Annotated in this window: 17 protein-coding genes; 9 read left to right on the forward strand and 8 right to left on the reverse strand. The window is 35.7% G+C overall.

The features are described 5' to 3' along the window. Window positions 1–50: 50 nt before the first annotated feature. The 3 genes from hisD to pckA all read right to left on the reverse strand — a co-directional run bounded on the left by hisD (window position 51) and on the right by pckA (window position 4,307). The gene (gene hisD, locus IRZ80_RS11800) at window positions 51–1,334 is read right to left on the reverse strand and encodes a histidinol dehydrogenase (RefSeq protein WP_194641767.1); all 1,284 of its coding nucleotides are present in this window, start codon (window positions 1,332–1,334) and stop codon (window positions 51–53) included. A gap of 96 nt (window positions 1,335–1,430) precedes the next feature. Beyond that, window positions 1,431–2,288 carry an ATP phosphoribosyltransferase gene (gene hisG, locus IRZ80_RS11805; protein WP_194641768.1) on the reverse strand — a complete coding sequence of 286 codons (858 nt, stop codon included), beginning with the start codon at window positions 2,286–2,288 and terminating at the stop codon, window positions 1,431–1,433. Between the two features lie 399 nt (window positions 2,289–2,687). Beyond that, complete coding sequence (gene pckA, locus IRZ80_RS11810; RefSeq protein ID WP_194641769.1) at window positions 2,688–4,307, reverse strand: phosphoenolpyruvate carboxykinase (ATP); 1,620 nt, start codon at window positions 4,305–4,307, stop codon at window positions 2,688–2,690. A gap of 280 nt (window positions 4,308–4,587) precedes the next feature. Here pckA and IRZ80_RS11815 point away from each other — a divergent pair, with 280 nt between their 5' ends. Then, the gene (locus IRZ80_RS11815) at window positions 4,588–6,288 is read left to right on the forward strand and encodes a putative transporter (protein WP_194641770.1); all 1,701 of its coding nucleotides are present in this window, start codon (window positions 4,588–4,590) and stop codon (window positions 6,286–6,288) included. A gap of 117 nt (window positions 6,289–6,405) precedes the next feature. On the opposite strand, the gene IRZ80_RS11820 is transcribed toward IRZ80_RS11815, so the two are convergent. Continuing rightward, on the reverse strand, window positions 6,406–8,382 hold the full coding sequence (locus tag IRZ80_RS11820) for a thiamine pyrophosphate-dependent enzyme (RefSeq protein WP_194641771.1): 1,977 nt from the start codon (window positions 8,380–8,382) through the stop codon (window positions 6,406–6,408). Between the two features lie 172 nt (window positions 8,383–8,554). On the opposite strand from IRZ80_RS11820, the gene IRZ80_RS11825 reads away from it, so the two are divergent. The 6 genes from IRZ80_RS11825 to IRZ80_RS11850 all read left to right on the forward strand — a co-directional run bounded on the left by IRZ80_RS11825 (window position 8,555) and on the right by IRZ80_RS11850 (window position 13,713). After that, entirely contained in the window at window positions 8,555–9,505 is a 951-nt protein-coding gene (locus IRZ80_RS11825) for an isopenicillin N synthase family dioxygenase (RefSeq protein ID WP_194641772.1), read from the forward strand. A gap of 76 nt (window positions 9,506–9,581) precedes the next feature. Beyond that, entirely contained in the window at window positions 9,582–9,911 is a 330-nt protein-coding gene (locus tag IRZ80_RS11830) for a translation initiation factor (protein ID WP_194641773.1), read from the forward strand. A 136-nt stretch (window positions 9,912–10,047) separates the two neighbouring features. Beyond that, window positions 10,048–10,920, forward strand: coding sequence for a nucleoside phosphorylase (locus tag IRZ80_RS11835; protein ID WP_194641774.1), 873 nt, complete (start codon window positions 10,048–10,050; stop codon window positions 10,918–10,920). Between the two features lie 3 nt (window positions 10,921–10,923). After that, complete coding sequence (locus tag IRZ80_RS11840; RefSeq protein WP_194641775.1) at window positions 10,924–11,394, forward strand: DUF4265 domain-containing protein; 471 nt, start codon at window positions 10,924–10,926, stop codon at window positions 11,392–11,394. A 122-nt stretch (window positions 11,395–11,516) separates the two neighbouring features. Further along, entirely contained in the window at window positions 11,517–12,641 is a 1,125-nt protein-coding gene (locus tag IRZ80_RS11845; protein ID WP_194641776.1) for an SDR family oxidoreductase, read from the forward strand. Window positions 12,642–12,780: 139 nt separating this feature from the next. Then, on the forward strand, window positions 12,781–13,713 hold the full coding sequence (locus IRZ80_RS11850; RefSeq protein ID WP_194641777.1) for a transglutaminase: 933 nt from the start codon (window positions 12,781–12,783) through the stop codon (window positions 13,711–13,713). Window positions 13,714–13,887: 174 nt separating this feature from the next. Here IRZ80_RS11850 and ung read toward each other — a convergent pair whose 3' ends face one another. The 3 genes from ung to IRZ80_RS11865 are packed head-to-tail and all read right to left on the reverse strand — an operon-like array spanning window position 13,888 to window position 15,210. Next, window positions 13,888–14,559, reverse strand: coding sequence for a uracil-DNA glycosylase (gene ung / locus IRZ80_RS11855; RefSeq protein WP_194641778.1), 672 nt, complete (start codon window positions 14,557–14,559; stop codon window positions 13,888–13,890). Window positions 14,560–14,561: 2 nt separating this feature from the next. Continuing rightward, complete coding sequence (locus tag IRZ80_RS11860) at window positions 14,562–14,927, reverse strand: DUF86 domain-containing protein (protein ID WP_194641779.1); 366 nt, start codon at window positions 14,925–14,927, stop codon at window positions 14,562–14,564. After that, a complete protein-coding gene (locus tag IRZ80_RS11865; protein ID WP_194641780.1) occupies window positions 14,920–15,210 on the reverse strand; it encodes a nucleotidyltransferase family protein in 291 nt (96 codons plus the stop codon). Before IRZ80_RS11865 ends, IRZ80_RS11860 begins: the two co-directional genes overlap by 8 nt. Before the next feature lie 85 nt (window positions 15,211–15,295). Between IRZ80_RS11865 and IRZ80_RS11870 the strand changes: the two genes are divergently transcribed. Both IRZ80_RS11870 and IRZ80_RS11875 read left to right on the forward strand, forming a co-directional pair. Continuing rightward, window positions 15,296–17,461, forward strand: a complete 2,166-nt coding sequence (locus tag IRZ80_RS11870; RefSeq protein WP_194641781.1) for an endonuclease MutS2 — start codon at window positions 15,296–15,298, stop codon at window positions 17,459–17,461. Window positions 17,462–17,528: 67 nt separating this feature from the next. Beyond that, window positions 17,529–17,945, forward strand: coding sequence for a thiol-disulfide oxidoreductase DCC family protein (locus tag IRZ80_RS11875; RefSeq protein WP_194641823.1), 417 nt, complete (start codon window positions 17,529–17,531; stop codon window positions 17,943–17,945). Between the two features lie 329 nt (window positions 17,946–18,274). Here the strand turns inward: IRZ80_RS11875 and ettA are convergent, their stop codons facing one another. After that, window positions 18,275–19,966 (reverse strand): energy-dependent translational throttle protein EttA, encoded by a 1,692-nt coding sequence (ettA, locus tag IRZ80_RS11880; RefSeq protein WP_194641782.1) that lies wholly within the window; start codon window positions 19,964–19,966, stop codon window positions 18,275–18,277. Between the last annotated feature and the right edge of the window lie 34 nt (window positions 19,967–20,000).

A 20,000-nucleotide genomic window follows, 5' to 3' on the forward strand; every position in this document is an offset into this window, starting at 1 on the left:
TTCAGTTCTGCAATTCTTTTAATCTTTGTCTTTGCTCTTGTTTCTTGTCTCTATTTTAAATTCTTCAATCTCAAGGTAACTGCATTCTTATGCGCCTGTAATCCCTCGGCTTCAGCCATTATTTCAATCGCTTTTCCAATGTTTTGAATACCTTTTTCGGATATTTTTTGGAAAGTCATCGATTTGGTAAAACTATCAAGGTTTACACCGCTGTAATTTTTGGCATAACCATTTGTTGGTAGCGTATGATTAGTTCCCGAAGCATAATCTCCTGCACTTTCCGGAGTGTAGTTTCCGATGAAAACTGAACCGGCATTGGCAATATTATCTACATAGAAAGCTTCGTCTTTGGTACAAATGATAAAATGTTCAGGTCCGTATTCATTGATTAATTCTAAAGCGATGGCATCATTTTCAACAAAAATCAATTTGGAATTGGCGATAGCTTTTTCTGCGATAGCTTTTCGAGGTAAAACATCCATTTGTGATTGGATTTCTTTTTCTACCTCATCGATCAATTGTTTTGAAGTGGAAACTAAAATCACCTGACTGTCTGTTCCGTGTTCGGCTTGAGAAAGTAAGTCGGATGCAACGAATGCAGGAACGGCATTATCATCGGCAACAATCAACAATTCTGATGGTCCCGCCGGCATATCAATTGCAACACCAAATTGAGTGGACAATTGCTTAGCAACAGTTACAAACTGATTTCCCGGTCCGAATATTTTATACACTTTTGGGATTGTATCAGTTCCAAAAGTCATTCCGGCAATAGCCTGAATCCCTCCTACTTTCAGAATTTTGGTCACACCGCATAAATAAGCGGCATATAAAATGGCAGGGTTAATATTACCATTTTTGTCAGGAGGCGAACATAGTACGATTTCGCTGCATCCTGCAAGATTTGCTGGAACTGCCAGCATTAGCACAGTCGAAAACAAAGGAGCGGTTCCGCCCGGAATATACAAACCGATTTTTTGAATAGGTCTTTTTTCCTGCCAGCAGTTTACGCCTTCGATGGTTTCAACTTCAATGCGATTTGTTTTTTGGGCTAAGTGGAATTTTTCAATATTTGATTTTGCCAATTGGATGGCTTCTTTTAATTCTTTTGAAATAGTTGCGATTGCCGTGGCTATTTCGGTTTGTGAAACTTCCAGTTCAGGAACTGAAGCTCCGTCAAAAAGTGAAGTGTATTTTGCTACTGCAAAATCTCCTTTTGACTGCACTTCTTTGAAAATTCCTTTCACCGTTGCTTCTATATCGTCAACTGTTTTAGTTGGTCTTTCTAAAATTGAGGACCAGGTTTCTGGTTTTGGATTGTATATTTTATTCATTTTTTTATGCTTTAAGCTTTAAGCGGTATACTATAAGTTAATTTACGATATGTTTTGAGGCTTAAAGCGTATTGCTTACAGCCTAAAGCGCGAAACTTAAAGTACCATTTTTTCAATAGGACAAACTAAAATTCCTTCGGCACCGGCATCCTTCAATTTGTCGATTACTTCCCAGAAAGTATCTTTGTCAATTACCGAGTGTACGCTGCTCCATCCTTCCTGCGCCAAAGGCAGAACAGTTAAGCTTCGTAACACTGGAAGAATCTTTCCAACTTCATCAATTTTGTCGTTTGGAACATTCATCAAAATATACCTCGATTTTCTGGCTCTCAAAACCGATTCGATTCGGAATTTCAGAGTGTCGATTAACTTTTGGTTTTCTGGGTTTATTTTTGGAGAAACTGCCAAAACCGCTTCACTTTTCAGGATAACTTCAACTTCTTTCAAGTTGTTTTTGAATAAAGTGCTTCCGCTTGAAACGATATCTACAATAGCATCGGCAAGGCCAATATTTGGTGCAATTTCAACTGACCCTGAAATTTGGTGAATATCAACCGTCATTCCAAAGGAAGCAAAATAGTCAACAACTGTATTAGGGTAAGATGTAGCGATTCTTAGTCCGTCTAAATCTTTTATAGAATTGTATTCGAAGGTTTTGGGAACTGCAACAGAGACTCTGCATTTTGAAAAACCTAATTTTTGGGCTACTTCAATCCCTTTTCCTTTTTCTACCAAAAGATTATCTCCCACGATAGCTGCATCAACAACACCGTCAATTAAGTATTGCGGGATGTCAGAATTTCTAAGAAATAAAACTTCTAAGGGGAAGTTAGTTGCTTCGGCTTTTAACTGGTCGTTTCCGTTGTCTATTGAAATACCGCAGTCTTTTAGGATTTGGATGCTTTCTTCGTTTAAACGTCCCGATTTTTGAATTGCAATTTTAAGTGTACTCATTTTAGTTTTTTTTAGTTTGTTGTTTTGAGTTAATGCCTGAGTACAAAGAAAGGGTAATAAAAAACCCGCTTGATGTACTCAAACGGGTTTAGATTATTGTGATTTACACGCATACCATTAACACATCGCTTGAGAGCAATTATGAGAATGATGATGATGTAATTGAATTGATAACATAACTTTATAAAATTAGATAACTCTTTGTTTCTTTTGCAAAGATAGGGTATAAATTAATAATAATCCAATTTTTATTTTAACGTTTCGTCAAGTATTTGTTAAATTAAAAAACACGGAAGATATTTAATTACTGAGAAACAGAAACACCTATTTGGAATTGCTTATCAGACAATACCAAACAGGTGTTTCAAAATCAACTTTAAAATAATTACTACTAAACGGTTAGCTTAATACTGGTTCCAAAGAAGGTCCGGCTGCGACTAAGCGTTTTCCTTCTTCGGTATCAGTGTACTGCTCAAAATTTTTGATATAACGTGCAGATAAGTCTTTTGCTTTAGTTTCCCATTCCTCAATATCTCTATAAGTGTCTCTTGGGTCTAAAATTCCTTCGCTTACATTTGTTAATGCTGTTGGAATTGTTAGGTTTAAAAATGGAACAGTGGCTGTTTCTGCGGTATCGATCTCACTGTTAATAATTGCATCAATAATTGCTCTTGTGTTTTTAAGAGAAATTCTTTTCCCTGTTCCATTCCAACCTGTATTAACTAAATATGCTTTTGCTCCGTGCTCTCTCATTTTTCCAATTAATGTTTTAGAATACATTGTTGGGTGTAATGTTAAGAAAGCTTCACCAAATGCTGGAGAGAAAGATGGCTCTGGAGTAGTAATTCCTCTTTCAGTTCCTGCTAATTTGGATGTATATCCGCATAAAAAGTGGTATTGTGCCTGATCATCATCAAGTATAGATACTGGAGGCAGTACTCCAAATGCATCAGCAGAAAGATAGATGATTTTCTTAGCGTGTCCAGCTTTTGACGGTAATACAATTTTATTAATATGATAAATTGGGTAAGATACTCTTGAGTTTTCGGTGATTGAATGGTCATAATAATCAATTTCTCCATACTCATCGACGATAACATTTTCTAATAATGCATCTCTTTTAATAGCTCTCCAAATATCTGGTTCATTTTCTTCTGATAAATCAATTACTTTAGCATAACAGCCTCCTTCATAGTTAAATACTCCGTTGTTATCCCATCCGTGTTCGTCATCACCAATTAAGTATCTTTTTGGATCTGCAGAAAGTGTTGTTTTTCCTGTTCCTGAAAGTCCGAAGAATACAGCAACATCTCCTTTTTCGCCTACGTTAGCAGAACAGTGCATTGAAGCCATTCCTTTCAAAGGCAAGTAGTAGTTCATCATCGCGAACATTCCTTTTTTCATTTCGCCTCCATACCAAGTACCTCCAATAAGCTGTATTCTTTCAGTAAGATTGAATACTACGAAGTTTTCTGAGTTCAATCCTTGTTCTCTCCAGTTTGGATTCACTGTTTTTGAACCGTTCATTACAATGAAATCAGGTTTTCCAAAGTTTTCCAATTCATAATTTGAAGGTCTGATAAACATATTAGTAACAAAGTGAGCTTGCCAGGCAACTTCCATTACGAAACGGACTTTAAGTCTTGTGTCTGCATTTGTTCCGCAGAAAGCATCTACTACATATAATTTTGGAGAAGTAGAAAGCTGTTTCAATACTAATCCTTTCAAATCATCATAAACTGATTGTGTTGTAGGGAAATTCACTTTATCATCCCAGTAGATAGTGTCTTTTGAAACGGCATCTTTAACGATATATCTGTCTTTTGGTGAACGGCCTGTAAAAACACCTGTTTTTACAGCAACGGCACCTGTATCTGTTAAAGCTCCTTTTTCATATCCTTTTCTTTTGTGTGAAATTTCTGCCTGATATAATTCTTCATAAGATGGATTGTATACTACTTCATGGTAGCCTGTAATTCCCAAGTTATGTAATTCCTGAATGATTTTAATGTTCTTCATAATGTGTGTATTTTATTATAGTTTTATGCGTTATTTTCTTTATCAAAATTACTCCAGTTAGTGACTAAAAAACCTGATTTTTATCATGTTTTGAAGAAAAATATGCGCAAACGTTTTCGATTTTAGCGCTGTTTTACAAAGAGATATGATTATCTTTTTTATTGAAGATGTATTTTGGTTTTATAGGAAAGAAATAAAAATTAAACCTGATTTTTGTCATATAAAATTACCAAAAAAAATAATTCATTTACGTTATATTTTCATTAAAAAAGCTACAATTATGTTTGAATGGTTTAACGTTTTGTTTACTCCGACAGATACGCCGGAAATGACACAGTCATTAATAGTATTGTTTATGGCTATAAGTATTGGTTTTTTTGCTGGTAAAATAAAAATTGGCAAAGTTTCGCTGGGAGTTTCCGCTGTAATGTTTGTGGGATTGTTTTTGGGGCATTTGGGATTTAGCATGGAACCAGAATTGATACAGTTTGTGAGAGAATTTGGTTTAATTCTGTTTGTCTATGGCATCGGAATTCAGGTTGGCCCTACATTCTTTTCTTCTTTCAAAAAAGAAGGTTTAATTTTCAATGCATTGGGAGTCGGAACCGTATTTTTAGGAGGAATTATTACTTGGCTGCTATATTTGGCTGCTAATGTAAAAATTGAAAATGCTGTTGGTTTAATGTCCGGTTCAGTGACAAATACTCCAGGGCTTGGTGCTGCAAAGTCAACTCTTATTGAAATCCAAAAACAATTGAATCTTCCTGCGGATCATTTTTCAGATCCAGCTATTGCTTATGCTATTACATATCCCATAGGTGTTTTTGGAATAATTCTGATTATAATTTTGGCCAAAAACTTCTTGAAAATTGATTTGTCAAATGAAGTTGTGCTTCTAAACAAAAAGAATAAAGATTCAGAAAATAAAATTGTGCGCCAAAAATGCAGAGTTACTCAGCCCGAAGTGATAGGGAAAACTATCCGTCAGGTATTCAGAGAGTTTGCTCTTGACGGTGTTATTATTTCCAGACAAAAGCAAAGCGGTACAAAAGTGGTGTTTTCGCCTTCATTGGACTCGGTTCTAAAAGAAAAAGACGTTCTAATGGTGGTTGCCAAACAAAAAAACATAAATAAGTTTATTGATATTGTTGGAAAAGTATCCACGGATTTATTTATTGAATCTGAAAATGATGTTACAGCCAAAGTTCTAAGTGTTACTAAAAAAACTGCCACACATAAAACACTGGCGCAATTGGATTTATACAATCAGTTTGGATTAAAAGTTACCCGTGTAGTCCGTTCGGGTCTGGAAATTCTGGCACAGCCCACATTAGAGCTTTTTTATGGTGATACTTTATTGATTGTTGGAAATAAAGAAGCTATTGAAGAAGCTGAAAAAATCATTGGAAACTCAAAAAAAATACTTTTAGAACCTGATTTTCTTTCTCTTTTCGGCGGTTTGATTTTTGGGGTTGTTATTGGTTCAATTCCAATAATGATTCCGTCATTACCGGTTCCGCTGAAATTAGGATTGGCTGCGGGACCGCTTCTGGCGGCTTTGTTTATCAGCAGATATGGCGGTGTTGGAGTAATTCATTCGTACATTAATAATGGAGCCATTCATTTTATGAAGGATTTCGGAATATGTATGTTCTTTGCTGCAGTTGGTATTAAAGCTGGACACGGTTTCTATGATAATTTTGTTTCAAATGACGGCTGGATGTGGATTTACTATGGATGCTATATTACGTTTATACCTTTGACTGTCTTGGTTTTAGTCAGTCGATTCGTATTTAAGCTTAATTTTTATCAAATGGTTGGTATTATGAGCGGTTCTTATACGGATCCTGCCGCATTGGCTTTTAGTACCAAATATTTAGATTCGGATATTCCTAATCAATCATATGCAACGGTATATCCTTTGGTAACCATCAGCCGAATTCTAGTTGCACAGCTGCTGATATTGCTATTAGCAAGCTGATGCAGTAATTTAATTTTAACCATTAAGATATTAAGAAAAATTAAGGTTTCTATATTTCAATTTCGAGTGTTTTCTTAATGAAACTTAATCTCTTAATGGTTCAAAAAAAAAATGTTATTAATATTTCAAAAGAGCCTTTAATTCCTTTTCGAATCGGCCTTTCGGCAAATATTGATCTTCCAGCGCTTTGGTGAACGGGATTGGAGAATCCAGACTCGCCACACGTTTTACAGGCGCATCAAGATATTCAAAACAGTTTTCCATAATCAACGCTGAAATATCGCTGGCAACACCTCCAAACATTGAATCTTCCTGATAAATAATAACTTTTCCTGTTTTTTTTACCGAAGCAAAAATCGTTTCAGTATCTAAAGGCTGTAAAGTTCTTAAATCCAAAAGATCTGCTTGCATTTCAGGGTTATTATCTAAAGTTTCCAAAGCCCAATGCACCGCTGCGCCAAAAGATATAATTGTAACATCGTTTCCTTCTCTCAGCAAAGCAGCTTTCCCCAGTGGAATAGTGTAATAATCGGTCGGTACATCTTGTGATAAACTTCTATATAATTGTTTATGTTCGAAGAAAAGTACAGGATTTGGATCGTTTATTGAAGCATTCAGCAAACCTTTTGCGTCAAGCGGAAAAGCAGGATAAACTACTTTTAGACCTGGAGTTTTGGTAAACCAGGCTTCATTGGTCTGAGAATGGAAAGGACCAGCCTGCGTTCCGCCGCCACAAGGCATTCGAACGACTACATCCGCTTTTTCTAACCAGCGGTAGTGTGATTTGGCTAATAGATTCACAATTGGGTTAAATCCTGTGGAAACAAAATCGGCAAACTGCATTTCGACAATTGCTTTGTAGCCGTTAATGGATAATCCCATGGCGGTAGAAACGACAGCGCTTTCACAAATAGGTGTATTGCGAATGCGTTCTTTACCAAACTGCTCCACAAAACCATCTGTGATTTTGAAAGCTCCGCCGTATTCGGCAATGTCCTGGCCCATAATAACGGATTTTTCATGCCTTTCCATTGATTGTTTCAAACCTGCTGAAATGGCATCTATAAAACGGATGTTTTCTGTTTCAGTATTTACAGGAAAGTCTTCGTAGCCATACGGTTTGTAAACATCATTTAATTCTCCTTCAAGAGTTGGCTCAATTTCAGGTTCTTCATTGGCTAAAGCCCAGCTTTGATCAATGTCTTTTTTTATTTCCTGCTGGACTTCGGCATCATATTCTGCGGTTAAGATATGATTTTGGTACAAAAAGCTTCTGTAGTTGTCTACAGGGTCTTTGGAAGCCCAAGAATTCATTAATTCCTGCGGGACATATTTGGTGCCGCTCGCCTCTTCATGACCGCGCATTCGGAACGTTTTGAATTCGAGCAAAATTGGTCTTGGTCTTTCAATCATCGAAGCTTTTAATTCAGTCAAAAGATTAAAAATCTCCAAAATATTGTTTCCGTCCACGATGTGGCTTTCAATTCCGTAACCTATTCCTTTGTCGGCAAGGTTTTCGCAGCGGTATTGCTCATTCGTTGGTGTTGATAAACCATAACCGTTATTTTCAATTATGAACAAAACTGGTAAATCCCAAACTGCAGCAATATTCAAGGCTTCGTGAAAATCGCCCTCGCTCGTTGCGCCTTCACCAGTAAAAACGGCTGTTATTTTTCCGTTTTTCTTTAATTTATTGGCTAATGCTATTCCATCGGCTACACCCAGCTGCGGTCCAAGATGCGAAATCATTCCAATGATTTTATAATCTTGTGTCCCAAAGTGAAAACTGCGGTCTCTTCCTTTGGTAAAACCATTGGCTTTGCCCTGCCATTGCGAAAAAAGACGCTGTAACGGAATATCTCTTCCTGTAAATACGCCTAAGTTGCGGTGCATCGGCAGAATGTATTCGTCAGTATCCAAAACTGCAGTCACTCCTGCAGCAATTGCTTCCTGTCCAATTCCGGAAAACCATTTGGATACTTTTCCCTGACGGATAAGGATTAACATTTTTTCTTCTACCAGCCTTGGTTTCAGAATTCTTTTGTAGAGATTTAATAATGTTTCGTTCGAGAGATTTTTTGGGTCAAAGTTCATTTTTTAGGGGTGTTTATTACGTATTTCAAATATAGATAAATATAACAGTATGAAAGCGAAATGTTGTATTTGTTGTAATTTTGAATAATTTTTAAAAAGAGTTAATTATTTTATTCTCTATATTTGTGGTTACGAAGTTTTAGGCTTCTAAAGTATTAAATACATTCATAATATGCAAAACATTCCTAGTGTTGACTTGCGTGATTTCCTTTCGGACGACCCGAAACGTAAACAAAAATTTGTAAATGAAATCGGAAGTGCATTCGAAGATATAGGCTTCGTAGCACTCAAAGGGCATTTTTTAAACGATCAATTAGTTGATGAATTGTATGGCGAAATTCGAAATTTCTTTTCACTGCCGTTAGAAACAAAACACAGCTATGAAATTCCTGGAATCGGCGGACAAAGAGGTTATGTTTCTTTTGGAAAAGAACACGCCAAAGGCCGTAAAGAAGGGGATTTGAAAGAATTTTGGCATTTTGGACAGTATGTTGATAAAGATTCAAAATACGCTTCAGAATATCCTGAAAATGTTGAGGTAAAAGAATTGCCCCGTTTTAATGAAGTGGGGAAAGAAGCCTACAAAATGCTTGAAAAAACGGGTGTTTATGTATTGAGAGCTTTGGCATTGCATCTTGGATTGGATGAATTCTATTTTGACGAATTTGCCAAAGACGGAAATTCAATCCTAAGACCTATTCACTACCCTCCTATTACAACTGAACCTGAGAATGCTATTCGTGCGGCTGCACATGGTGACATCAACTTAATTACTTTGTTGATGGGGGCTCAGGGCAAAGGATTGCAGGTTCAAAACCATAATGGCGATTGGATTGATGCTGTTGCAGAACCGGACGAACTGGTGATTAATGTTGGAGACATGTTATCCAGACACACCAATAATAAGCTGAAATCTACGATTCATCAAGTGGTAAATCCGCCAAGAGAATTATGGGGTACTTCACGTTATTCTATTCCGTTTTTTATGCATCCGGTAAGTGATATGAAATTAAACTGCCTTGAAAACTGCATCGATGCTGAAAATCCTAAGAAATTTGAAGATATTACCGCAGGCGATTATTTATATGAACGCCTCGTTGATTTAGGTTTAATAAAAAAATAAATAACAAATTTTAAAATCCAAATTCCAAAGCTTCACTTTTGGGATTTGGATTCTGTTTTTTATAATTTGAAAAAAAATGGATTTACAAGACCAATTAAAAAATCTTTTTCCAGACCATGAAATGGCTCCAGAAGAAGCAATCGAAAAAGAACCGCACCAATTATATGTTCAGAAAGAACCTATGATCTGCAAATTTGAAAAAAGAAAAGGAAAGGCAACCACCATAATTGAAGGCTACGAAGGATCTGATGAGGATTTTAAAATTCTTGCCAAAGAAATCAAAACAAAACTGAGTGTTGGCGGTACTTTCAAAGACGATTCCATTATTATTCAAGGCGATTATCGTGATAAAATAATGAACATTTTAAAAGAAAAAGGATTCAAGGTAAAACGTGTGGGAGGATAAGATTTTAGAATGCAGATTTTAGAATTTAGATTTCAGATTTATCTTCGAATTGAAATTCAAAATTCTTTTAAAATTAAAAACTTTGTGAGTCTCTCTGTGAATTCTTTGCGAATCTCTGTGAAATAAAAAAATAAAAATGGCTATACAGCAATCCGAATTAATACTCAATCCTGACGGGAGTGTGTATCATCTTAACCTGAAACCTGAAAATATTGCCCACGATATCATTTTTGTAGGCGATCAGGATAGGGTATCAAAAATCACCAAACATTTTGATTCGGTTGAGTTTTCTACTCAAAAACGAGAATTCAAAACTGAAACCGGAATTTATAAAGGCAAACGCATAACGGTAATGTCAACAGGAATTGGTCCGGATAATATTGATATTGTGGTTAACGAACTCGATGCACTTGTCAATATTGATTTGGAAACCCGAATACCAAAAGAAAATCTAACTTCATTAAACATTATCCGAATAGGAACTTCGGGCTCTTTGCACGCCGATATTCCCGTGGACAGTTTTGTGATGTCAAAATTTGGATTGGGACTTGACAATATGCTCCGCTCCTATTTGGCTGATTCCATTTCTAATATTGAAATCGAAGACGCTTTTATTGCTCATACCAATTGGGATTTGAGAAAAGGAAGGCCTATTGTTGTTGCTGGCTCTTCCATCTTGGAGAAAAAAATAGAAAGCGACAGAATTCATAAAGGAATCACGGCTACTGCGGGAGGTTTCTATGGACCTCAGGGAAGAATTTTGCGTTTGGGCATTCAAGATTATGATCTGAATTCCAAAATGGATAATTTCCTTTTTGAAGGAAACCGAATCACTAATCTTGAAATGGAAACTTCCGCTATTTATGGGCTTTCGGCTCTTTTAGGACATCAGGCTTTATCATTAAATGCTATTATTGCTAATCGTGCCAATGGTACTTTCAGCAGTGATCCGTACAAAGCTGTCGACGAATTAATTGAATATACTTTGAATAAATTGGCAGAAAATTAAACTATGACAGAAAATCAACAAAAAATCTTATTTCGATTCCACAGTGCTATTTTAGATGAAGAAATAACTGAAACTATGTGGTCGGATATAATTGATGCCGAAAAAGGAATATACAAATTAGACAACATTCCGTTTTTTGGACCGCTTATTGCAACAGATGACATTTTCTATGCAAAATTTGATGAAAAAGAAGGAAGTATTGTTTATAAAGAAACAATCGCCGCTTCTGGAAACTCCATAATTCAGATTGTCATTTTAAAAGACAATTTTGACAACGTAATCATTAGAGAAAAACTTAATGAAATGGATTGTGTTTCTGAAGTTTTGAATGAAAAGTATTTTGTTGCTGAAATAAAGAAAGCCTGCGATTATTCAGCGGTAAAGCAATTTTTAAATGAATATTCGGAATTAGGTTTATTAGATTTTGCTGAACCTTGCCTGTCTAAAAAACATAGTGACGATTTACTAAAATAACTTTATTACCATCTGCGAAAATCTGCTAAATCTGGGCGTCAATTTTTCACACAGATTTAGCAGATTTTTTTAGCTCTCTCATTCTTTTTTAAAACTATATTTGTGTTTTGAAAAATAAACCAATGAAAATAATTCTTACGGGAGCAACTGGAGTTTTGGGATCGCACATTATGTATGACCTTCTGGAGCTTTTTATCAAAAATAATAACAGCGGAAAACTTTTTATAATTGCCAGAAACAAAGGAAAAGTCAGTGCAGTCGAGCGTGTCAATGAACTTTTGACCAGTGATTACACTCCCGAAATTTTGCGTAAAAGCGGATTGAAAGAACTGCATAAATACATCGAAATCATAGATTCAGATTTAGCCAACCTTCAGGATACTTTTTCCGAAAAAATAAAAGGCGCTTACTTTATCCATTCGGCAGGTTATGTAAATCTTTCCACGGATGAAAAACTAAAAGGCAAAATTTTTGATGAAAATGCCAAAATCACTCAGGTACTTTTCAACACTTTTCATCCATTCATTAAGAAATTTATTTACATCGGGACGGCGTTTTCATCAGGAATACGAGCTGGATTGATAGGTAATGATTTTCATAATCTTGGTTTCAAACCAAAACACCGCAACGCCTATGAAAATGCCAAATTTCATTCGGAGAATTTCATTGCACAGGAATGTAAAGCTTTGGGATTACCTTTTCAAATTCTGCGCCCTAGCGTAATCGGAGGGAAAATGCTGGGAACCGAAAGCCCTTATTTCATTCCGAAATATATGGTTTTTTATCTTTTGGCCAAATTTTTCCACTTTACCTCCCAGCGAAAAGGAGAACAGGAAAATGTTCGTTTCATCATCAATGAGGAAACGGGCCTAAATATTATTCCGGTCGATTATGTTTCTAAAGTGATCGTAAACACCTTCGAACGTGACGATATTGAACAGTTGAATATTGTAAATGACAAAAGTTTCAATATCGTAAAAGGACTTCAGCTGATTATGAAAGAAGTGGGTTATACCAATTTTACCTTAATCAAGAATCCGCTTGATTTCAAATACAAAAACACTATCGAGAAACTGTATTACGAAAGTATCGGCAAGCATTTAAAACCTTATTTTATTACCAATCCAAACGAATACGATACCACTTTGCTGAATTCTATTCTTGAAATACCAAAATTGGATAATGAGGCATTTACCAATATGATCCGCTATGCCATTTCTAATGATTTTAAGGACATCAATGTGTAAAAAGCTGCTAAGTTTCTAAGATTCTAAGTCGCTAAGAGATTTAAAAAAAACTTTGAAACTTAAAAAAATTAGCATCTTAGAAACTTAGAAACTTAGTATCTTAGTGGCTTAAAAAAACAATTCCCTGCTTTTGGGTGTTATGGTACAAATTAACAAAACGAATTTTCATCTCGTAAAATCCAAGTTTCAGTTGAAAAAGCCTTGGGATCGTTTTGTTATCTTTTTATTGAGCACACTCATTACGATTCCTTTATTTATAGTGCTTCACCAAAATCTAATCGATCCGCAATGGTATTTTGGTTTGGACAGAGTGCTTCTTTTTATTCTTGTTTTGGGAGTTATTTACTTTGCGCTATATGCTTTACGAACTATAATTATCGTTTGTTTTGCGCTGTATTTGTTAGTTCTTGTTTATGGAAGCATGTTTGGAAATTTTAGTTTCAATTCTGTTTTTGAAGACTATAATACAATGCTCTACACAATGAATAACGATCCTTTTCCTCAGGATATTATCATTGCCAAATTACTGCCGTTCCCTAATAAATCTGAGATTTTAATGGCAATCGAATATAAAAATCCAAAAGTTAGGAATTTTGCCATAATGGCTACAACCAAGCATTTTAAAGGCATTCGAGGATATTCGGATTACAGGAATTTAATTCAGTGCTTTGCTGTTTTTAAGGAAATTAACAGCCGTTGGAACTATGTTAACGATCCTAAAAACGGAGATTATATCGCCACAGCACACGAATCACTGCTTTATTTTTCGGGAGACTGTGACGATCATTCTATTTTGATGGCGGCCTGCGTCCGCTCTATTGGAGGAACTCCCAGACTCATTCATACCAAAGGACATATCTATCCCGAAATTTTAATTGGAAGCAAAAGTGATCTTGAGAAAGCCAATTTTTTAATTAAGAATGTTTTGTTCGTCGAGGAGAGCAAAAATAAACAGCTTAATTATCACATTGACGAACATGGTCAAGTATGGCTGAACCTCGATTATACGGCCAAATATCCTGGAGGTCCTTTCTTGTCCGAAGAAATATTAGGGGCTTTGACATTGGAGTAATTCTAATGTGATTGAATTAGGATTTTCTTGCTATAGTTTCCCAAATATAATTCTCGCAGTGACGCGAAGACGCAAAGTTTAAATCTGATTTCTTTGCGTCTTCGCGCCTTTGCGTGAGTGAATTAAAAGGTTAACTAAATGAAACAGAATCTTCTGCATAGGAAGTTTAAAAAATCACAACCAATCAATTTTCTTCATGCTATTTTCTTCCAAATATAAATTTGCTTTGCTAAAATGTTTATTGCCAAACCATTTTCCCTGATTGGCGCTCATTGGCGAAGGATGCCCTGATTCTAAAACCAAATGTTTACTTCTGTCAATCTTTGCTCCTTTTTTTTGTGCAAAACTCCCCCAAAGCATAAAAACCACATTCTCCTTTTCGTCTGATATTTTTTGGATAACTGCATCAGTAAAAAGATTCCATTTAAGGTGTTTGTGGCTGTTTGGATTATCTCTTCTAACAGTCAAAGATGCATTAAGCAACAAAACGCCTTGTTTTGCCCATGATTCCAAATTTCCTGAACTTGGTATAAAAATAGAATCCAGATCGGTATTGATTTCCCTAAAAATATTGCGGAGTGAAGGTGGAATTTTAACCGAATCATTCACCGAAAAAGCCAAACCATTGGCTTCTCCATCCCCGTGATACGGATCCTGCCCGATGATAACAACTTTAATATCTTCAAATGAACAATTATTAAAAGCCGAAAAAATCAGTTCTTTTGGAGGAAAACAAATGAAGTTTTGATATTCTTCATTTACATCTTCCATCAATTTTACGAAATAAGGTTTTTCTATTTCATCTGCTAAAATAGTCTGCCAGCAAGGATTTAAATTGATTTGCATAATTATTTAAATTTGCCTAATTCAGTTTTTATTGCCAATTCTAGTTGTGGCAAATAATTCTTTCCAATTTCGTAAACAATTTCATAATCTAGCATCTCATAATGATGTGAAATAAAATCTCTAAAACGGATGATTTTATTCCATTCAATGTCAGGATAATTCTTTTGCAGTAAATTATTTTTTTGGGAATTACTTTTTATATTTTCTCCAATAGCTTGAAGCCTTGTAACTATGGCGTCTAATAATATTTTGCCATATTCGGATGAAATAAAATCGTTTGGCTGAGTAATTTGAGTAAATCGTTTGTTGCAAACTGTAATATGTTCCAAAATAGTTTCTAAAGAATACTGATAAACATCATCATACATAAATCAAGTCTTTTTTGATGTTTTTAAGAAAACGCTCAGACACATGTGGTCCTTTCCGAACTATTTCGATTTTAGAATTAAGCCTATTTTCTAAATAAGAATATAGTCCCATCAGCAAACTATAAGAAGGATTTTTGAATTCAACTAAAAAATCAACATCACTGTCTGGTTTTTCTACCCCCTTTGCGTAGGAACCAAATAAACCAATTGAAACAACGCCATAATTTTCTTTTAGGAATTGTTTATCCAATTGTAAAGTGTTGATTATTTCATCTTTTTTCATCTAACAAATATAAAAAATTAATACTTTCAAATTACTTTGGCTCTTAAACTTTGTAACTTTGAACTTTTTGAAACCAAATTTATAAATGATCTCCATTACCGAAAAAACATTACAGGACTTACAATTCCCAACGGTTCTTGAAACAATATCCGAAATTTGTAATACCGATATAGGAAAGCAGAAAGCCTTGGAAATAAATCCTTTTAGAGAAAAAGAATCTTTGATGAGTGCATTGATGCAGACATCAGAGTATGTTTCTTCTTTTCAAAATAATAATGCGATTCCTAACCATGGTTTTGATGCCATAACACATGAAATCAAGTTTTTGGCAATCGAAGACAGTTTTCTTGAAGTGGGCAGTTTCAGAAAAATTGCCACTATATCTGAAACTACCAATGTGCTTTTGGCATTTTTAAATAAATTCAATGATTATTATCCAAATCTTTGCGCCAAAAGCTCAGGTATCCAATTAACTAAAGAAATCATTACGCTGGTAGATGCCGTAGCCGATAAATATGGTGAAATAAAAGACAATGCCTCTCCCCGGCTTTTGGAAATCCGCCGTGAAATGAATCTCGTTCGCGGGAAAGTGAATCAGAGCTTTGGTTCAGCTTTGACGCAGTACAATGGTTTGGGTTATTTGGACGATATAAAAGAAAGTTTTGTACAAAACCGCCGTGTTTTGGCCGTTTTGGCCATGTACCGCCGAAAAGTGAAAGGTTCTATCCTTGGAAGTTCCAAGACCGGAAGCATTGCTTATATTGAACCCGAAAATACATTGAAATATTCCCGTGAACTTGCAAATTTGGAATATGAGGAAAAAGAGGAAATCACAAAGATTTTAAAACAGCTGACGAATGCTGTCCGTCCGTTTTTGCCTTTATTGATTCAGTATCAGGATTTTCTCAGCGATATTGATGTTATTGCCGCCAAGGCAAAATATGCGAACAAAATCAACGGAATTTTACCGGCAATTACAGACGAACGCCGTCTGTATTTTAGAGAAGCTTTCCACCCGATTTTGTATTTAAACAACAAACAGAAAAAGGAAGTTACGCATCCGCAGACAATAGAATTAAGTCAGGAAAACCGGATTATTGTAATTTCAGGACCAAATGCCGGCGGTAAAACCATTTCGATGAAAACCGTTGGTTTATTGCAACTGATGCTTCAGTCGGGTATGCTTATTCCGGTACATGAACGCAGCGAAACTTTCCTCTTTGATAGAATACTTACAGATATCGGAGATAATCAATCGATTGAAAATCATTTAAGTACGTATAGTTACCGCTTAAAGAACATGAACTACTTCCTGAAGAAGTGTAATAAAAGAACCATGTTCCTCATTGATGAATTCGGTACGGGCTCGGATCCGGAATTGGGAGGTGCTTTGGCTGAGATTTTCTTGGAAGAATTCTATCATCGTGAAGCTTTTGGATTGATTACTACGCATTATTCGAATCTTAAGATTTTGGCAAATGAACTGCCATATGCTACTAATGCGAATATGCTTTTTGACGAAAAATCATTGGAACCAATGTATAAACTGGTTTTGGGTCAGGCAGGAAGCTCTTTTACGTTTGAAGTAGCACTTAAAAACGGAATTCCTTTTGGCTTAATCAACCGAGCCAAAAAGAAGATTGAAATTGGTAAAGTACGTTTTGATAAAACCATTGCTAATCTCCAAAAAGAACGCTCGAAACTGGAAAAAACTTCGACAAATTTGAAAGAAGAAGAAACCAGAGCGCGGGAAGAAAGCAAAAAAATGGAGAATATAAATGTCAAAATCAAGCAAAAACTAGAAAGCTATCAGGAATTGTATGACAGCAATCAAAAGACGATTTACATTGGCCAGAAAATAGAAGATATTGCCGAGAAATATTTCAACAATAAAAACAAAAAAGACCTGATTGGAGAATTTTTGAAAATAGTTGAAATTGAAAATTCAAAACGCAAAAAAGCGACTCCAAAAGAAACGAAAGCCATTATTGCCAAGAAAAAAGAAATCATCAAGGAAGTTGAAATCAAGGTTGAAGAAATCCGAATTGAGAAAAAGGAAAAGAAACTCAAACCGGTGATCGAAAAACCAAAACCTATTCTAAAAGTCGGTGACCGAGTGCGGATGCTGGACGGAAAATCTATAGGAAGCATTGATAAAATTGAAAAAAACAAAGCAGTTGTGAATTACGGGCTGTTTACTTCGAAAGTAAGTTTAGAAGAATTGGAGTTTGTAGAAGCTGGGAAAAAGTAAATCAGAACTCAGTTTTATATAAAAGTTTCAGTCACTATCGGTTCATATCAAATGAAAAACAATGGAAATGCAAAATCTTCCTACTGATAAAAAAATAATTCTTTTTGACGGAGTTTGTAATCTTTGCAATTCGGCGGTGCAGTTTGTTATAAAGCACGACCAGAAAGATGTATTTAGATTCGTCGCTTTACAATCCGAATTGGGTCAGCAGATTCTAAAACACATTGGTGTAAATCCAGTAAATATTGACAGTATAGTTTTGTATGAACCTGGAAAAGCATATTACTATAAATCCTCGGCAGCAATTGAGATCGCCCGAAGTCTTGGAGGTTTTTGGCATTTTGGAACTGTTTTCAGAATTATCCCGACAGGAATCAGAAATCTGTTTTATGACTATATTGCCAAAAACAGATACGAATGGTATGGAAAAAAAGAAAGCTGTATGATACCAACGATGGAACTGAAAAAAAATTTTTTAGAATAATTTAATTACATGATAAATGTCATCTCTTAAGCAGGATTACTGTCGTAAATTTGACTAATCTTAAAAGTTAAATTTTATTAGAGAACGTTCATAAGAAACCGCATATTCATAGTTGTTTTCGAGTTGGTAATTATTGGTTTAAACGAAAACTGTGTTTTATAGGTTCCAATCTAATAAAATGAAATGATTAGTTTTTTTTGTCTAAAAAGAAAAGAGGATGCCTTTCTGTGAGCATCCTTTTTTTGTTTTGTGATATTTTTCAAACCGATACATAAAAAAAGCCTCAAATTATTATAGAATCTGAGGCTCCTTATTTTTGTAATCAATTATTATCTAATTAACTTTCTATATTTTAAACGTTTTGGAGTTAAATCACCGCCTAAACGTTTCTTTTTGTTTTCTTCATATTCAGTGAAACTTCCTTCGAAGAAATATACTTCAGAGTCACCTTCGAAAGCTAAAATGTGTGTACAGATTCTGTCAAGAAACCATCTGTCGTGCGAAATTACAACGGCACAACCTGCGAAATTCTCCAGACCTTCCTCTAATGCACGAAGCGTGTTTACGTCCAAGTCATTCGTTGGCTCATCCAGCAATAATACGTTTCCTTCTTCTTTCAAAGTCATTGCTAAGTGCAGACGGTTACGCTCACCACCGGAAAGCATAGATACTTTCTTATTCTGCTCACCTCCTCCAAAGTTGAAACGGGACAAATATGCTCTTGAATTTACTTGTTTTCCGCCCATCATGATCAATTCCTGACCGTCGGCAAAGTTTTCCCAGATGGATTTATTTGGGTCAATGTTTGAATGCGACTGATCTACGTAAGCAATTTTTACGGTTTCACCCACAGAAAATTCACCGCTGTCAGTTTTTTGCTCTCCCATAATCATTTTGAAAATGGTAGACTTACCAGCACCATTTGGCCCGATAATCCCAACAATTCCAGCCTGTGGCAAAGTGAAGTTCAAGTTGTCGTACAATAATTTATCACCAAAAGCTTTGGCAACACTTTTTGCTTCAATAACATTTGTTCCCAATCTTGGACCATTTGGAATGTAAATTTCTAATTTTTCATCCAATTGTTTTTGATCTTCGTTCAAAAGTTTATCGTAGTTCTGCAAACGTGCTTTTTGTTTTGTCTGACGTCCTTTTGCACCTTGACGAACCCAGTCCAGCTCACGCTCCAACGTTTTTCTGCGTTTTGAAGCTACTTTTTCTTCCTGTGCTAAACGGTTTGATTTTTGATCCAGCCAGGAAGAATAATTTCCTTTCCATGGGATACCTTCTCCTCTATCCAGTTCCAGAATCCAGCCAGCCACATTATCCAGGAAATAACGGTCGTGCGTCACGGCAATTACAGTTCCGGCATATTGCGCCAAGTGCTGTTCTAACCAAAGTACAGATTCGGCATCCAAGTGGTTGGTAGGCTCATCCAAAAGTAATACATCTGGCTGCTGCAGTAACAAACGACATAAAGCCACACGGCGGCGCTCTCCTCCTGAAAGGTTTTTGATTGGCGTGTCACCGTCCGGCGTGCGCAGAGCGTCCATTGCGATTTCTAATTTGGTGTCGATTTCCCAAGCCCCAAGAGCATCAATTTTATCCTGAAGTGCAGCCTGACGATCCATCAATTTGTCCATTTTATCAGGATCTGAATAGTTTTCTTCAAGACCAAATAAATCGTTGATTTGGTTGTATTCTTCAAGAACAGCCATTGTTTCGGCAGCACCTTCACGAACGATTTCGATTACGGTTTTCGAATCATCAAGAATTGGTTCCTGCTCTAGATAACCAACAGTGTAACCCGGCTGAAAAACAACATCTCCCTGATAGTTTTTATCAACTCCTGCAATAATTTTTAAAAGAGATGATTTACCTGAACCATTTAGACCCAAAATACCAATTTTAGCTCCGTAAAAGAAACTTAGATAAATATTCTTAAGTACTGGTTTATCTGCACCCTGATAGGTTTTACTCAATTTCTGCATTGAGAAAATTACCTTCTTATCGTCTGACATAGTATTATGATTTAATTTTTAAAGAATACAAATA

Origin of the sequence: Flavobacterium sp. HJJ, assembly GCF_015351475.1 — a bacterium.
GTDB lineage: Bacteria > Bacteroidota > Bacteroidia > Flavobacteriales > Flavobacteriaceae > Flavobacterium > Flavobacterium marginilacus.

What these genes read in the sequence shown, in the direction of transcription:
- hisD (WP_194641767.1), bottom strand. Translation starts at nt 1,334, where the DNA reads ATGAATAAAATATACAATCCAAAACCAGAAACCTGGTCCTCAATTTTA.
- hisG (WP_194641768.1), bottom strand. Translation starts at nt 2,288, where the DNA reads ATGAGTACACTTAAAATTGCAATTCAAAAATCGGGACGTTTAAACGAA.
- pckA (WP_194641769.1), bottom strand. Translation starts at nt 4,307, where the DNA reads ATGAAGAACATTAAAATCATTCAGGAATTACATAACTTGGGAATTACA.
- IRZ80_RS11815 (WP_194641770.1), top strand. Translation starts at nt 4,588, where the DNA reads ATGTTTGAATGGTTTAACGTTTTGTTTACTCCGACAGATACGCCGGAA.
- IRZ80_RS11820 (WP_194641771.1), bottom strand. Translation starts at nt 8,382, where the DNA reads ATGAACTTTGACCCAAAAAATCTCTCGAACGAAACATTATTAAATCTC.
- IRZ80_RS11825 (WP_194641772.1), top strand. Translation starts at nt 8,555, where the DNA reads ATGCAAAACATTCCTAGTGTTGACTTGCGTGATTTCCTTTCGGACGAC.
- IRZ80_RS11830 (WP_194641773.1), top strand. Translation starts at nt 9,582, where the DNA reads ATGGATTTACAAGACCAATTAAAAAATCTTTTTCCAGACCATGAAATG.
- IRZ80_RS11835 (WP_194641774.1), top strand. Translation starts at nt 10,048, where the DNA reads ATGGCTATACAGCAATCCGAATTAATACTCAATCCTGACGGGAGTGTG.
- IRZ80_RS11840 (WP_194641775.1), top strand. Translation starts at nt 10,924, where the DNA reads ATGACAGAAAATCAACAAAAAATCTTATTTCGATTCCACAGTGCTATT.
- IRZ80_RS11845 (WP_194641776.1), top strand. Translation starts at nt 11,517, where the DNA reads ATGAAAATAATTCTTACGGGAGCAACTGGAGTTTTGGGATCGCACATT.
- IRZ80_RS11850 (WP_194641777.1), top strand. Translation starts at nt 12,781, where the DNA reads ATGGTACAAATTAACAAAACGAATTTTCATCTCGTAAAATCCAAGTTT.
- ung (WP_194641778.1), bottom strand. Translation starts at nt 14,559, where the DNA reads ATGCAAATCAATTTAAATCCTTGCTGGCAGACTATTTTAGCAGATGAA.
- IRZ80_RS11860 (WP_194641779.1), bottom strand. Translation starts at nt 14,927, where the DNA reads ATGTATGATGATGTTTATCAGTATTCTTTAGAAACTATTTTGGAACAT.
- IRZ80_RS11865 (WP_194641780.1), bottom strand. Translation starts at nt 15,210, where the DNA reads ATGAAAAAAGATGAAATAATCAACACTTTACAATTGGATAAACAATTC.
- IRZ80_RS11870 (WP_194641781.1), top strand. Translation starts at nt 15,296, where the DNA reads ATGATCTCCATTACCGAAAAAACATTACAGGACTTACAATTCCCAACG.
- IRZ80_RS11875 (WP_194641823.1), top strand. Translation starts at nt 17,529, where the DNA reads ATGCAAAATCTTCCTACTGATAAAAAAATAATTCTTTTTGACGGAGTT.
- ettA (WP_194641782.1), bottom strand. Translation starts at nt 19,966, where the DNA reads ATGTCAGACGATAAGAAGGTAATTTTCTCAATGCAGAAATTGAGTAAA.